Here is a 13477-nt window from a genome sequence, read left to right as displayed (position 1 = left end):
GGACTGGGGACTGGTGACTGGGGACTGGTGACTGGGGACTGGTGACTGGGGACTGGGGATTGGGATTTAAAGGAAATTGTGGAATTTGTCCAAAAACATGATTTATGGTTAATAGAAGATAACTGTAATGCTTTGGGAAGCCTTTATCAAGGGCAAAAAACCGGAACATTTAGACATATAGCCACAGTTAGTAGTCATAAAATCTAGGGATAACAGATAGCCCAAACTCTTGCTTTTTGCCTGCCCCCACAACAAGACTTTTTCAGCAAACCCTAAATAAGTCAAGATGATACTTGTGACAAAATTAAAAAGTAAGTTAAATGAAAAGTTAGATTATGTTTAAAATGTAGTTTAAAATGTAGTTAGGACAAATGATGATACTGATAACGTATAATTAACTATCAAGGAGAAAAATATGAGAGCAGAGCTAAAAACACAAATCAAAAATTTGTATGACACCGACTATAATCTTTGGGTATTAGAAACAGTTAAACAGTTAGAAAATAGAGATTTAGATTCTTTGGATTGGGATAATTTAATTGAGGAAGTTTTAGATTTGAGTAAAAGAGATAAACGGAAAATCGAAAGTTTGTTAATGAGATTGATTGAACATTTACTAATTTTACAATATTGGGAAGGGGAAAATGAAAGAAATAGAGGACATTGGCAAAGAGAAATAACTAATTTTCGCAAGCAAATTCAAAGATTATTAGCAGATAGTCCTAGTTTAAAAAGTCACTTAGAGATGAAGTTAGACTTATGTTACAATGATGGAAGAGAATTAGCTAGTCAACATTCTCAACTTCCCTTAAATACTTTTCCTGAAGAAGCGATCGCTACTCTTGAAAAATTTTTAGATGATGATTGGTTTGCTAATACATAAAATAAGTTGACTATGTGCATCTGTAAGAGGGTGTTTGAAAAGTCATGATTGATGTATCAAATATTTTTTTTACCCCTCCCTAACCCCTCACAGGGGTAGGTTTTTAATATGATCTGTGAAGGCAGGATCAGGAAGACAAGGAGGCTTGTCCTGAGCGTAGTCGAAGGGATGGACAAGGAAGGGAATGGGGGTTTCAAAGCCTCTCCCCGCGTCGGCGAGAGGTTTGGAGAGGGGTTTATTTATACATTAGAAACTTTCCAAACAACCTCTAAATTAAAAACCCATAAATTAAAAACCTATGAATAATCAAAAAAATATTCCCACCGGCTACCTACGCAAAATCCATCATATTGCTTTAAACGTTGCCGATATGCAAGCATCACGCCATTTTTATGGACATATTTTAGGATTACACGAACTCACAGGCGAAGAAATTCCCGAAACATTAAAACAACTCGTTGCTGAAGGAAAAGTTGCTAATTTCGTCACCCCCGATGGAACAATATTAGACTTATTTGGAGAACCAGAATTATTACCACCAGACCCCGATCCCAGTAAATCTTTTACTAGAGCATATCATTTAGCATTTGATATTGATCCCCAATTCTTTGATCAAGCTGTATCCGTGATCCGAGAAAATAATTTAGTCATAGCTTATGGACCCCTTACCCGTCCTACAGGTAGAGGGGTGTATTTTTATGACCCCGATGGGTTTATGATAGAAATTCGTTGTGATCCTCATTAAATAGAAACATGGAAAAAGTTTTAAAAGTTATCAATGACGTAATTACTAACCCACCCATACCCCATGAACCCTATAAACAATCTTTAAAAAATTGGGCAAAATATTGTTTACAAAATAAGGGTTTTATTGTCACCTATGCTCAAAATTATGATTTTGCTGTGGAAGTCAAAGGACAAGGAAAGCTGTATTTTAAGGTGACAGATAATGCAGTTGATTTGGATGATAAAATTAACTGGATAGTGTGGGATAGTGCAGCGAAAAAAGCTAGTTTTATTCCGCAAATGTTATAAATGACTGTAGGTTGGGTTAAGCGACAGCGCAACCCAACGAATTATTTATGTTTTCATAAATTCTTTTTTAACGAACCGCAAAGAACGCAAAGGACACGAAGGGAAGAAAGAGAAGAGAGAAGAGAGAAGAGAGAGATTTTTTCACTATACCAAAACTCTTGCGTTCTTCCTCTGTGACTCTGCGTCTCTGCGTGAAATAAAAAAATCATTCTTTTGCAAATACTATAAAATGCTGCTGGGGTAAGCTGTTGTGCATTTAATTTATATAAGGTTAACAGGCAAGATGCCTGTTCCACAAGACTTAAGAATATTAAGATTATACAGTTTAGCTGCATAACAGCTTACTTGTTGGCAGAATCAGGTAGTTATCGAGTTTCGACTACGCTCAACTACCGCGATTTGTATTCTGACAAAATTTTAATTAATTACAACGTCAACAGTCAATATTCATCAGTCAATTTGTAAATTTCTAGGATTTTTGAGAATAAAATGATTATCTTCCTTGATTAAATCACCCATACAATTAATTGATAATCGTTCTTGATAAGCCTTAATAGCTAAGATATAATCCTGATTATTGAGAACTGTTTTAATTTCTTGTAATTTCTCAAATACTGCACCTAATAATGTAATTTCTCCTCTCAGTTTATCAATTTCTGGAGTGGATATTTCCTTGACAATACCTTGAATATTAAAGTTAGGATAATTGGTGATAAATTCACTTAAAATATCAAATTGATTTCTATTTTCTACTATCTCTAGTGTTTTCAAAATATCACTAATTCTTTCAGCATAGTCTCCTAAATTCTGTTGCAGAGGTAGCAAAATTTCATATTCATTAATAGAGTCTTTTTTAAATCGCCAAATTGCTCCAGCATCGTTATAAATTCTACCTGTTTCCTGCCATCCTGTAGCTTGTAGATGTGTTTGGATAATTTCAGGTTGAACTGTTTTGAGTATTTGACTATCTTTAATGGTAACTTTCATGGCAAATCTCCCAAACTAATACGTTGAATGATGGTCTGTAGTGCATCCGGTGTAAACTGATTACTACGAGGTATTTTAATAGTAACATTTGTTGTATTTGTGGTATCAGGCATTCCGCGTAATGAAACCCAATAAGCACAATATCTCAGACAAAGTTCCTCTTCTGTTTGTTTTATCCAGTCAGTGATTTTTTCGGGAACTAATACTACCACTAAAATTCTCGGAACAAGAGAATTTATCCTTAAATCATGATAATTTTTGAGAATTAGGGGATATTTAATACAGTTTTCTTCAAGAACATCTCTAGCAGTACATTTAAGTTGTAATTCTACTCTGGGAGAAAAGATTTTACCTGTACCTCCTCTGCTAATTATACCTAAATCTACACTATCATTGTCTATTTCCGGTCTATATATAGAATAACCTGCTACGGCAGCGATCGCTCTAACATAAGTAATACTAAATTGTTCTTTTTGCTGGTTGATATCCATTAAATTAGAAATTTATACTCAAATTAAAACACTCCTAATAATACCCCAAAAATTCTTTTGTCGTCTGAATCAGGATACCCCCTGGGGGAAGTCAAAAGTCAAAAGTCAAAAGTCAAAAGTCAAAATTCTCAAGATTATTCTTCACTACCCCTTGACAATTTTCTGAGTTTATCCTATCATTAGATTATGGTGGGAATCTATATAGCCATATATAGTCAGGTTATTAACAGTATTATATAAAAACAGATATAGGACTCCTATTTGATGATTGAAAAAAAACTCCGTACACCAAAATTCTCTAAAAGCCTTTTGCATGAGTGCCTGGTTGGTGAGCGAAGTCGAACTATTGCCTCTTGACTGCTTACACAGATAAATTCAGAAATCAAACCGGATGACTATAGCAAACATTCCTAAATACTCAATTCTTGTTCTTGCGTAGGGGTAATTCATGAATTACCCCTACTTTGGTTCTGTTTTGCGTAAGAGGATGTTTTAAAAGTCCCTCATGATGTATCAAAAATTTTAGATCCCCCTAAATCCCCCTTGAAAAGGGGGACTTTGATTCTAGTTCCCCCCTTATTAAGGGGGGTTAGGGGGGATCTGCAAGTGTATAAAGTCACCATCTAAAACTTTTCAAACACCCTCTTAGATTGGAGATCACAAAAACAATCCAAAATCCAAAATCCAAAATCCAAAATAAAAAACTCCTGCCTTCTGCCCCCTGCTTATTCTTCAGCGCCTTGAATTTTCAGCAATAAAGCGCCGAGACCCCAACCTACGAAGATTAAGCCGAAAGATAGCATAGCTGCATTTAAGATTTCGCCGCCCATTTGCTGTGTTTCTCCTTTGTGAACTGAATGGTTTGTAGATGTTTACCGTTTATGAGACTGCTTAACTTAACTTGATCGCTCAAATCTCATTTTTGCTAGTCTGGTAACTTAGGTAAACCAGGTCTTCAACTGTCTTGAGGATTAGACCTGTCTAAATAATTCTAAAATAGTTTAGCAGCTAATTGAAATCGGGACTGGGTAAGTAGCGATGTGGCTTAATTAACAGTTTTCCTGTTCCTTGTTCCCTGTTCCCTATTCCCTGACTTATGACTAATACTCATCAACGTCCACGTTTAGCACTGACACTGGGAGATCCTGCCGGTATTGGAGCAGAGGTAACTTTAAAGGCTTTGGCTGATTCAGAAGTTAGCCAAAGCTGTGATTTAGTCTTAGTGGGTAATCGGCATTTACTCACTAAAACTTATAAAAATTTGACAGCTAATACTGATATTTCACTAGCTTTGGCCAATCCTGATGAGTTAAATGTGATTGATGTTGATGTACCAAACTCAGGTGAAATTATTACTGGGGTGGGTAATGCTGCTAGTGGTGCGGCTAGTTTTGCTTATATGGAATATGCCATAGCTCAAACTTTAGCAGGTGATTTTGATGGTATTGTCACAGCACCTATCGCTAAATCAGCTTGGAAAGCCGCTGGTTTTGATTATCCGGGACAAACCGAACTTTTAGCCGAGAAAGCAGGTGTAGAACGTTTTGGAATGTTGTTTGTCGGGCGATCACCTTTGACAGGTTGGACTTTACGGGCTTTACTTGCTACCACACATATTCCATTATGTCAAGTATCTCAAGTCTTAACACCGGAATTATTAACAAAAAAATTAGATTTATTAGCAGAATGTTTAGAAAGAGATTTTGGGATTAAAAATGGGAAAATTGCGATCGCTGGTTTAAATCCCCACAGTGGAGAAATGGGACAATTAGGAACAGAAGAAATAGATTGGTTAATCCCTTGGTTAAAAGCAGAAAGACAAAAACGACCGCATTTACAACTAGAAGGACCCATACCACCGGATACAATGTGGGTGAAACCGGGTCAAGCTTGGTATGGTAATTCTAACGTTAAAAATATTACTCAAAATATTGCGGATGCTTATTTAGCACTTTATCATGATCAAGGTTTAATTCCTGTAAAATTAATGGCTTTTGATCGGGCGGTAAATACTACCATTGGTTTACCGTTTGTGAGAACTTCCCCAGATCATGGAACAGCTTTTGATATTGCCGGAAAGGGTATTGCTGATGCAACCAGTATAAAAGCTGCGATACAGTTAGGGGTGGAATTGGTGAAGCAAAAGTATAAAGTTTAGGCTCTGATGAATAATATGCGACATTTGTCCAAAACTAATTGTCCAAAACTAACTGCCAGTGTAGGTTGTGGTATGTAGGTTATGAAACAACAACCCCATGAACACCCAACCCAGAGAAATCAAGAATTACCTAACAGCAGATGGTACAAATCCTTTTGATAATTGGTTTGATGCTCTAAGAGATAGAAGAGCAAAAGCTAAAATTAGAGCCAGACTTGACCGAGTTGAAGATGGTAACTTAGGAGATTATAAATCCGTTGGCGAAAGTGTTTTTGAATTGAGAATAGACTATGGATCTGGCTACCGGATATACTTTGGACAGCAAGGGTCAACAATTATTTTGCTCCTGTGTGGTGGTGATAAAAGCACTCAAGTGAAAGATATTCGTAAAGCTAAAGAATATTGGGAAGATTATCGGAGTCGAGATGATGCCTAAAAGTACAAGTTATCATGCAAAACTAATCCAAGACTTAAAAGATCCACTAGAAGCAGCAGCTTATATTGAAGTTGTTTTAGAAGAAGGCGATCCTAAAATGTTAAATAAGGCACTTAAAAATGTTATTGAAGCTCAAGGTGGAATTGAGAAACTATCAAAAACAGTACAGCAATGTTATGAGAACCTAGCCCAGAAATTATCTGAGCAAGGAGAAATTGAATTTTATTGTTTACGTACCTTATTAGATGCTTTAGGGTTACAGTTAGCAGTATCCGTTAAGTCTGCTTAATTTTTGACTACTATTCCCTATTCCTGATGCTTAACTTCACAATCACCGGAAAATGATCAGAAGGCCAAATACTTTCCCATTGTTTATTGTCAATGATTACTTGTTCGATGTGAAAACGGCGATCGCCATAAATTGTATCTCTAGCATCCACAGGTTCACCAGTAAAATCATGGAAAGTTTTTTGTTCTGCTAACGGCAGATTTGCTAAAGTATCTTGTATTCTAAAATTATCAGCTAAAATTATTCGTTCTAAAGTTCTGGAATGAGCGTTAAAATCTCCTGTTAACAGTAAATAATTTTCAGCAGGAAAACCCATTAAACGCAGACTCAGCAAACCTGCACCCAACTCCCTCGCTTTAGCAATTTCATGATCTAAATGAGTATTAACAATAGTTAGAGAAATACTAGGATCACCCACCTGAAAATTAGCCCAAGTTGCCATGCGTGGTAAACGAGTTCCCCAAGTAATACTACCAGGAATTTCTGGAGTATCGCTGAGGTAAAAATCTTGAGTTTCTTGCAGTTTTAAAAGTTCAGGTTGATAGAAAATTGCACAGTGTTCATCTTCTCCTGTACCAGAGCGATCGCCACCAACAAATTTATATTCTGGTAAAAGTGCTTGTAAATCCTTCAGTTGATGGAGTTTACCTTCCTGTGTACCCACTACATCTGGTTGATAGTGTTGAATAACAGCAGCGATCGCACCTACACGCTTTTTCCACTGACGTACCCCCGGATCTGGTTTGTCGCAGCGGAGGTTAAAAGTCATAACTGTGATTTTCATTACTTTCTTTAATGGCATCTATATTGATAAGAATATATAGTATATAGTCAATTTAGATTTTATAGTTCTATAATAACTTATTAGCGGAAATTTTAAAAATCTTCAAAATCTAAAATCTAAAATCCAAAATCCAAAATCTAAAATTGCTCTGAGGCTTGAGTAGATACAAATTCCCTGACCGACTTTAGCCTTAATAATTCCAACTCATGCTAAATCTGTGATCAAGCCCCAATAAAAATCCTTGGTAAATTCAGATGTACAACCAGATTGTTAATTGATAAACGCACCAATATTTTAATGATTTGTTTTTGCTCTGGAGTGTAAGCATTCAGCATTCAGTCATCGGTTTCCGTCAGTACCTGAAAGATTGAAATACAAAGAATGAAAAAAGCAGATGCAGATAACATTCCTAAAATTAAAACGTCTGAATCCTGGCTATTAGCTGATTACTGATTACTGATAGCTGAATACTTACGGAGAGGTTAAACTTTGTTACCTTCTGGTGGTTCAAACTTATAACCATAGCCGCGTACCGTTTTGATAAACTCTGGTGTACTCGAATCAACTTCCATTTTTTTACGTAATTGACCAATATGCACATCTACAACCCTTCCATCTCCTACATAGTCACAACCCCAAATTTTCTGAATTAGTTGGGGACGACTCCAAGCTTGTCCTGGATGACTAGCTAAAAAATGTAAAATATTAAACTCTAAAGCCGTTAAAGCTAAAGGTTTATCATTCAATTTTACCTCTCTACCTTCTGGGTTAATTGCTAATTGTTGAAAAACAAGACGTTGTGATTGATGAGGATGGATATAACGAATGCGTCTTAAAAGTGCTTCAACTCTGACTTCCACTTCTGCTAGGCTAAATGGCTTAGTCATGAAATCATCTGCACCTGCGGCCAGAATTTTAATTTTATCAGCTTCATCATTCCGGCTAGTGAGTATCAAAACTAAAACATTGGTGCGACTTTGCATTTCTTGACAAAGTTTATAGCCATTGGCATCTGGCAAATTCCAATCCAGAATTACCAAGGCTGGATTGAATTGATCAAATAATGCCATAGCACTTTTACCATCTGAGGCCGATTCTATTTGGTATTTTCGACTCAGAAAACGGTAGACGAGATTTCTCACACTGAAATCGTCATCTACAATCATAATCTTGGGAATATTCGTGGCAAGCTTATCCATAGTCCAATGCAGTTTATTGATTGATTTGGCGATTTTCTGTGGTGACAGATGCTTTGAGATGTTGTGTTTAAGGAGTATCTTAGCTCCTGGCTAAATAAATAAGTAGGAAAAATGCTTTAGTCCTTGTATACACTGAATTTTTCCTGAAGTTTATGCAAACTTTATAATAATCCTTATAAAATGTATCGGTAATGTATGATTTTGGTATTTTTTGAAAAAAAAAATGTATAAAATATAAATCAATTGTGGTGTTATACCGAAGTATCTGTACTGAAATATTACTGATGACGATATGAGAAATCGAATATATCTAAAGATAGATTTTTACAAGATTTATTCAGGATTTATTCAGGATTTATTCAGGATTTATTCAGGAAAATTTTTATATTTTCATACTCAAGCCAGACAAATTAACTAGACTTTGTTTGTTAATTTATTGTTGACTAAGTTGATTGAAGTTGAAATTGAATAGGTTAAAACGGATAAAACTTATGACTAATAATTTGATGGGTGGGATTATTCCTCAACAGCCACCCATAGAAATAGAATCGGATGTTCATGTAGTTAAATCTCGTCTAGAATGGGGCGAACCAGCATTTACAATTTTGGATGTCCGCGATCGCTCAACCTACAACCAAGGTCATATTATGGGCGCAATGCCTATGCCTATAGATGAACTAACAGATCGTGCAGAAATTTCTTTACAAAAAAGCCGTGATATTTATGTTTACGGCACTGATGAGGGACAAACTGCTCAAGCTGCCCAAAAATTGCGTGCTGCGGGATTTGTACACGTATCAGAATTAAAAGGTGGTTTGGGAGCATGGAAAGCAATTGGTGGACCAACAGAAGGTATTATCGAATCAAGAACTCCCGCAGGTGCAGATGATTACAATGTTGTCTCTCGCATCCAAAATCATTGAGAAAATCAATAGAAGTGATTGGTGATTGGTGACTGGTGATTGGTGACTGGTAATTGGGTAGAATCAGGTAAAAAGTCAAGCATTTTGTTCCCTGTTCCCTGTTCCCTAAGAATTACGAATTACTCTTAATGTTCAAATAAATCTTTGAATTGTAATAAATCCAAAGAAACCAATGTTGGTAAAACTTGAAAGCACTCTTGTGCTAGTTGCCAACGTTCTTCTCGTTGTAGCATTTGCGTTAGTTTTTCTTGAATGCTCAATAAGTAGCGGACATCATTAGCAGCGTAACTTAATTGAGCCTCCGATAAATTAGCAGCATTCCCCCAATCAGAACTTTGAGAGCTTTTGTCTAGTTCTACGTGTTCTAATTCCTGTACTACATCTTTCAAACCATGACGGTTAGTGTAGGTGCGGGCTAACTTACTAGCAATTTTAGTACAAAAAACAGGTTGAACCTGAATATTAAGATTGTGGCGTAAGGTAGCAATATCAAACCGTGCAAAGTGAAATACTTTGAGGATGTGGGTTGCTTCCAAAAGTTGTTTTAAATTTGGAGCTTCTGTTTGTCCTTTAGCGATGCGGATAGCGGTGACTTTTCCCTCTGGGTTGCACAACTGAACAAGACACAAGCGATCGCGTTGTGGTAATAATCCCATTGTTTCCGTGTCTACAGCCAGAGCTTCAGATTTTAAATACTCCGCGAGGGTAGCAGCATCTATATCACCGTCACTAACCCTAAAATCATCTAATCTCATCAATCGTTCCCAAATGAATGATAGTGTCTATCAGTTAAAAAATTACTGGATCAGACACTAATTTATTATTATGCAAATTGTGCAAAAAATCAGTAAGACAATCTATTTGGTATTGACAAATATTTGTGTGAGATAAACTTCACCTTTGGCATTAGTCGCCACTCCCACCCCTGTCAATTTAAAATTTCCTTGAATATTATGCAAATGTCCAGGACTGTTGAGCCAACCAATCACAGCTTGCTTTGCTGGATCACTATATCCCACGTTGAAAGCCACATTTTCGGCTGCATTGTCATATTTAAGAGGAATGGCTTTAACTCGTTGTTCCAATCCATGATGACTAAATTTCACTATACCATTAGCCATGTTCTGACTGTGAATTCTTGCTTGCTGAGTGATACTTGCATTTAAGGTGAGCTTTGATAATCCTTGAGAAACACGATATTGATTAATTTGCTCAAAAACTAATTTTTCTAAAGTAGCATTTTCAGAACCAAGATTCAAAATAGCCGCCTGACTAGAAGTATTAAATGACTGAGTGTGAGTGATTTTTTTAGCAGAATTATTGCTGGGAACAGGATCAGTCATCAATCCACTAGCAAGGACAAGCGTACTTAAAGCCATGCCAAAAGCAGTTTGTCGGAACATAGAGAATTAGGTAGTGTATGGATTTATCAGACATATACTCTATCTTCTGATGTACAGAATAAGTACCAGGATACTGTCAAGTATTGGTGAACTGAAGAATTACAGTAGGTGTCAGGAGTCAGGAGTGGTAGGGGCGAAGCATTCGGGCGACTAATTATAAATTTTTGTCTAAGCCTATTTTCCGAGTGCTTCGCCCGTACAGGAGTCAGGAGAAATATTACCTATTACCCATTACCCATTACCTGTCACCTTCTATAATTCATATTTTTGAGTTCACTTTCCTGAAAATGACATTTTATTTTGCTAAAAGTCTGCCAATTTCATAACTTTAAAAAAATCCAGTATCCAGTATATGCCTATAGTAGATGCTTCACCTCACAAAGTGTTATTGTCACTACATTTTTAGTCAAAAAAATATATAAAAAATAGTATCCATTGACAGATGCAAAAATAATTGATAATTGATAATTGACAACTGAGATTATTGGTATTACGAAACCAAATAATCACCAATCACCAATCACCAATCAGGCACTAAAATTTATCTTGATGTGAGGAAAATTTGGGTGAAAAAAATTTGTCCTTTGCTATTACTCGCCACACCAATTCCTGTGAGGTTATAATTACCTCTAATGTTAGCTAGATGTCCTGAACTCCTTAACCAACCTTGTACAGCGGTGGTTGCAGGATCTCTAGAACCTTGGTTGTAAGCCACATTTTCCGCAACTCGACTGAAAGGAATACCAATCGCTCTGACTCGTGCTTGAAATCCATCATGACTAAAGGGAACTTTACCACTAGCCATGTTTTGACTGTGAATTCTTGCTTGCTCATCAATACGAGAATTACGAGTCAATGGGGGTAAATTTTGGGAGGATCGGTACTGGTTTATTTGTTGGAAAACAGAGGCTTCTATGGCAGCAGTATTAACATTAGTTTGTGCTACTTTGTAGCTGTCATTGGATATAAAAGATGGACTAGGAGCAGAACTAGCCATCCCACCACTGACTAAAACTAAGAAACCTGCACCAATAGCTGAAATAGTATTTCTCAACATGATTAATTATCAGCCTTGAATTAAGAATTTAGCTGCTGTTTGCACATCCTTGTCACCTCTACCAGAGCAGTTAATCACAATCCGGGGACTGCCTGTAAGTTGTGGACATAAAGTTTCTAAATAGGCGATCGCATGAGAAGTTTCTAAAGCAGGTATAATTCCTTCTAACCGGGATAAGCGTTGAAATGCCTCTAAAGCTTCAGCATCTGTCACACTATAATATTCAGCCCTGCCAATATCCTTCATATAGCTGTGTTCTGGACCAACACCAGGATAATCCAAACCTGCACTAATGGAATGGGGTTCAATCACCTGTCCATCATTATCTTGTAACAGATAACTCATTGCTCCATGCAATACACCAACTTGTCCTTTTGTCAAGGTAGCGGCGTGTTTACCAGTATTCACACCTTCACCAGCAGCTTCTACACCTATTAACCGCACCGATGGTTCTTTAACAAACTCATGAAAAAGTCCCATTGCATTAGAACCACCACCCACACAAGCCATAAGAATATCAGGTAAACCACCCCATTTTTCCATTGCTTGAGCGCGGGTTTCCTGGCCAATAACCGCGTGAAAATCCCGGACTATCATCGGGTAAGGATGGGGACCAGCTACAGAACCCAGTATATAATGAGTAGTTTCTACATTCGTTACCCAGTCACGGATGGCTTCAGAAGTGGCATCTTTGAGAGTTCCCGTACCGGCTGCCACACCACGAACTTCCGCCCCCATCAAGCGCATTCTAAACACATTTAAGGATTGGCGTTCCATGTCGTGAACACCCATGTAAATAATACATTGCAAACCAAAACGAGCGCAAACGGTAGCTGTAGCTACCCCATGTTGTCCTGCACCTGTTTCAGCAATAATGCGCTGCTTACCCATGCGCTTTGCTAATAAAACTTGACCAAGGGCATTATTAATTTTATGAGCGCCTGTATGATTTAAATCTTCGCGTTTTAAGTAAATTTGCGCTCCTGTGCCATCATGACGGGCATAATGGGCGGTGAGTCTTTCAGCAAAGTATAAAGGGGTAGCGCGTCCTACGTAATCTCGCAGTAAACCTTGTAATTCTGCTTGAAAATCAGGATCATTACGGTATTGGTGATAAGCTGTTTCCAGTTCAGCTAAAGCCGGCATTAAAGTTTCAGGAACATATTTACCACCAAAGCGTCCAAAACGTCCTAAGCTATCGGGAACAGCAGCGGTTTGTGAGAAGTTAGGAGAAAGGGGAGTAGTAGTCACAGATTCGGTTAAATTAGAGAACACAGTTAATTGTAATTCTAGAACAATCTTCTTTTACAGCAGGAGTCGTAGGGGCGAAGCATTCGGAAAATAAGCTGTTACACAGCTAAATTGTATAATCCTAATATTCTGAACTCTTGTTTAACAGGCAAGATGCCTGTTCCACTTATACAAATTAAATGCACAACAGCTTAGTTTTGGACAAAAATTGATAATTGGTCGTCCGCATGCTGATGCTTCCAGCACGCTTCGCGAACGCCCGTACAGGAGTCAGGAGTAAAACTATTTTTGTTTCTCGTTTTCTCGTTCTCAGTCAGAGACTGGTAATGCGATCTAGGAGGTTCTACCTCCAGTTATCATTGAGGCATAACCCCTAACTGTGTTCTGCTATATAAAACCTAGACAAAACTAGACTTTACTTTCTACTTCAACGGGAGCATAGGAGCAGTTATCCCTCAGTAGACTTTCACGCCTTAGCCAGACGCGATTGTGTTCCAATTAAGTTTCTGAAAAAGACTACCACCATCATTGCTTGGTTTTCGCGTCGGCAATAGTCTCAATTCAATACTTGATATCACCGT

17 protein-coding genes are annotated in these 13477 nt (G+C 37.3%); 8 read left to right on the top strand and 9 right to left on the bottom strand.

Features of this window, described 5'->3' with window-relative positions; all coding sequences use genetic code 11:
- The first annotated feature begins 45 nt into the window (after positions 1-45).
- From PN497_RS25980 to PN497_RS20580, 4 genes are all read left to right on the top strand, one after another.
- Positions 46-207 (top strand): DegT/DnrJ/EryC1/StrS family aminotransferase, encoded by a 162-nt coding sequence (locus PN497_RS25980; protein WP_096566974.1) that lies wholly within the window; start codon positions 46-48, stop codon positions 205-207.
- Positions 208-415: 208 nt separating this feature from the next.
- Positions 416-883, top strand: a complete 468-nt coding sequence (locus PN497_RS20590) for a DUF29 domain-containing protein (RefSeq protein ID WP_096566972.1) — start codon at positions 416-418, stop codon at positions 881-883.
- Between the two features lie 298 nt (positions 884-1181).
- Positions 1182-1628 (top strand): VOC family protein, encoded by a 447-nt coding sequence (locus tag PN497_RS20585; RefSeq protein WP_096566968.1) that lies wholly within the window; start codon positions 1182-1184, stop codon positions 1626-1628.
- 8 nt (positions 1629-1636) lie between these two features.
- Positions 1637-1918 carry a hypothetical protein gene (locus tag PN497_RS20580; RefSeq protein WP_096566966.1) on the top strand — a complete coding sequence of 94 codons (282 nt, stop codon included), beginning with the start codon at positions 1637-1639 and terminating at the stop codon, positions 1916-1918.
- Positions 1919-2368: 450 nt separating this feature from the next.
- Here PN497_RS20580 and PN497_RS20575 read toward each other — a convergent pair whose 3' ends face one another.
- The 3 genes from PN497_RS20575 to petM all read right to left on the bottom strand — a co-directional run bounded on the left by PN497_RS20575 (position 2369) and on the right by petM (position 4226).
- Positions 2369-2905, bottom strand: coding sequence for a hypothetical protein (locus PN497_RS20575; RefSeq protein WP_096566965.1), 537 nt, complete (start codon positions 2903-2905; stop codon positions 2369-2371).
- Entirely contained in the window at positions 2902-3396 is a 495-nt protein-coding gene (locus PN497_RS20570; protein ID WP_096566963.1) for a DUF4365 domain-containing protein, read from the bottom strand. Before PN497_RS20570 ends, PN497_RS20575 begins: the two co-directional genes overlap by 4 nt.
- 725 nt (positions 3397-4121) lie before the next feature.
- The gene (petM, locus tag PN497_RS20565; protein WP_096567167.1) at positions 4122-4226 is read right to left on the bottom strand and encodes a cytochrome b6-f complex subunit PetM; all 105 of its coding nucleotides are present in this window, start codon (positions 4224-4226) and stop codon (positions 4122-4124) included.
- Between the two features lie 266 nt (positions 4227-4492).
- On the opposite strand from petM, the gene pdxA reads away from it, so the two are divergent.
- The 3 genes from pdxA to PN497_RS20550 all read left to right on the top strand — a co-directional run bounded on the left by pdxA (position 4493) and on the right by PN497_RS20550 (position 6279).
- Entirely contained in the window at positions 4493-5554 is a 1062-nt protein-coding gene (pdxA, locus tag PN497_RS20560) for a 4-hydroxythreonine-4-phosphate dehydrogenase PdxA (RefSeq protein WP_096567169.1), read from the top strand.
- Between the two features lie 97 nt (positions 5555-5651).
- Positions 5652-5990, top strand: a complete 339-nt coding sequence (locus PN497_RS20555) for a type II toxin-antitoxin system RelE/ParE family toxin (protein WP_096567171.1) — start codon at positions 5652-5654, stop codon at positions 5988-5990.
- Positions 5983-6279: a helix-turn-helix domain-containing transcriptional regulator gene (locus PN497_RS20550; protein WP_096567173.1), complete on the top strand. Its 297-nt coding sequence runs from the start codon at positions 5983-5985 to the stop codon at positions 6277-6279. The genes PN497_RS20555 and PN497_RS20550 overlap by 8 nt, the downstream gene beginning before the upstream one ends.
- A gap of 10 nt (positions 6280-6289) precedes the next feature.
- Here PN497_RS20550 and PN497_RS20545 read toward each other — a convergent pair whose 3' ends face one another.
- On the bottom strand, positions 6290-7081 hold the full coding sequence (locus PN497_RS20545; RefSeq protein WP_272110810.1) for an endonuclease/exonuclease/phosphatase family protein: 792 nt from the start codon (positions 7079-7081) through the stop codon (positions 6290-6292).
- Positions 7082-7545: 464 nt separating this feature from the next.
- Entirely contained in the window at positions 7546-8262 is a 717-nt protein-coding gene (locus PN497_RS20540; protein WP_096567177.1) for a response regulator transcription factor, read from the bottom strand.
- A gap of 491 nt (positions 8263-8753) precedes the next feature.
- On the opposite strand from PN497_RS20540, the gene PN497_RS20535 reads away from it, so the two are divergent.
- Positions 8754-9185, top strand: coding sequence for a rhodanese-like domain-containing protein (locus tag PN497_RS20535; RefSeq protein ID WP_096567179.1), 432 nt, complete (start codon positions 8754-8756; stop codon positions 9183-9185).
- 125 nt (positions 9186-9310) lie between these two features.
- Here PN497_RS20535 and PN497_RS20530 read toward each other — a convergent pair whose 3' ends face one another.
- The 4 genes from PN497_RS20530 to trpB form a co-directional block, all read right to left on the bottom strand.
- Positions 9311-9940 carry a ribonuclease H-like domain-containing protein gene (locus PN497_RS20530; RefSeq protein ID WP_096567181.1) on the bottom strand — a complete coding sequence of 210 codons (630 nt, stop codon included), beginning with the start codon at positions 9938-9940 and terminating at the stop codon, positions 9311-9313.
- A gap of 102 nt (positions 9941-10042) precedes the next feature.
- Positions 10043-10588 (bottom strand): CAP domain-containing protein, encoded by a 546-nt coding sequence (locus PN497_RS20525; protein ID WP_096567182.1) that lies wholly within the window; start codon positions 10586-10588, stop codon positions 10043-10045.
- 541 nt (positions 10589-11129) lie between these two features.
- Positions 11130-11645, bottom strand: coding sequence for a CAP domain-containing protein (locus PN497_RS20520; protein WP_096567184.1), 516 nt, complete (start codon positions 11643-11645; stop codon positions 11130-11132).
- A gap of 9 nt (positions 11646-11654) precedes the next feature.
- Positions 11655-12896, bottom strand: coding sequence for a tryptophan synthase subunit beta (gene trpB / locus PN497_RS20515; protein ID WP_096572635.1), 1242 nt, complete (start codon positions 12894-12896; stop codon positions 11655-11657).
- Positions 12897-13477 lie beyond the last annotated feature (581 nt).

This window comes from Sphaerospermopsis kisseleviana CS-549 (genome assembly GCF_028329225.1).
Taxonomy (GTDB): domain Bacteria; phylum Cyanobacteriota; class Cyanobacteriia; order Cyanobacteriales; family Nostocaceae; genus Sphaerospermopsis; species Sphaerospermopsis kisseleviana.
This window is presented reverse-complemented; position numbering and strand designations above follow the sequence as displayed.

Coding starts and splice junctions, on each gene's coding strand:
- PN497_RS20590 (WP_096566972.1), top strand. CDS start 416: ATGAGAGCAGAGCTAAAAACACAAATCAAAAATTTGTATGACACCGAC.
- PN497_RS20585 (WP_096566968.1), top strand. CDS start 1,182: ATGAATAATCAAAAAAATATTCCCACCGGCTACCTACGCAAAATCCAT.
- PN497_RS20580 (WP_096566966.1), top strand. CDS start 1,637: ATGGAAAAAGTTTTAAAAGTTATCAATGACGTAATTACTAACCCACCC.
- PN497_RS20575 (WP_096566965.1), bottom strand. CDS start 2,905: ATGAAAGTTACCATTAAAGATAGTCAAATACTCAAAACAGTTCAACCT.
- PN497_RS20570 (WP_096566963.1), bottom strand. CDS start 3,396: ATGGATATCAACCAGCAAAAAGAACAATTTAGTATTACTTATGTTAGA.
- petM (WP_096567167.1), bottom strand. CDS start 4,226: ATGGGCGGCGAAATCTTAAATGCAGCTATGCTATCTTTCGGCTTAATC.
- pdxA (WP_096567169.1), top strand. CDS start 4,493: ATGACTAATACTCATCAACGTCCACGTTTAGCACTGACACTGGGAGAT.
- PN497_RS20555 (WP_096567171.1), top strand. CDS start 5,652: ATGAACACCCAACCCAGAGAAATCAAGAATTACCTAACAGCAGATGGT.
- PN497_RS20550 (WP_096567173.1), top strand. CDS start 5,983: ATGCCTAAAAGTACAAGTTATCATGCAAAACTAATCCAAGACTTAAAA.
- PN497_RS20545 (WP_272110810.1), bottom strand. CDS start 7,081: ATGCCATTAAAGAAAGTAATGAAAATCACAGTTATGACTTTTAACCTC.
- PN497_RS20540 (WP_096567177.1), bottom strand. CDS start 8,262: ATGGATAAGCTTGCCACGAATATTCCCAAGATTATGATTGTAGATGAC.
- PN497_RS20535 (WP_096567179.1), top strand. CDS start 8,754: ATGACTAATAATTTGATGGGTGGGATTATTCCTCAACAGCCACCCATA.
- PN497_RS20530 (WP_096567181.1), bottom strand. CDS start 9,940: ATGAGATTAGATGATTTTAGGGTTAGTGACGGTGATATAGATGCTGCT.
- PN497_RS20525 (WP_096567182.1), bottom strand. CDS start 10,588: ATGTTCCGACAAACTGCTTTTGGCATGGCTTTAAGTACGCTTGTCCTT.
- PN497_RS20520 (WP_096567184.1), bottom strand. CDS start 11,645: ATGTTGAGAAATACTATTTCAGCTATTGGTGCAGGTTTCTTAGTTTTA.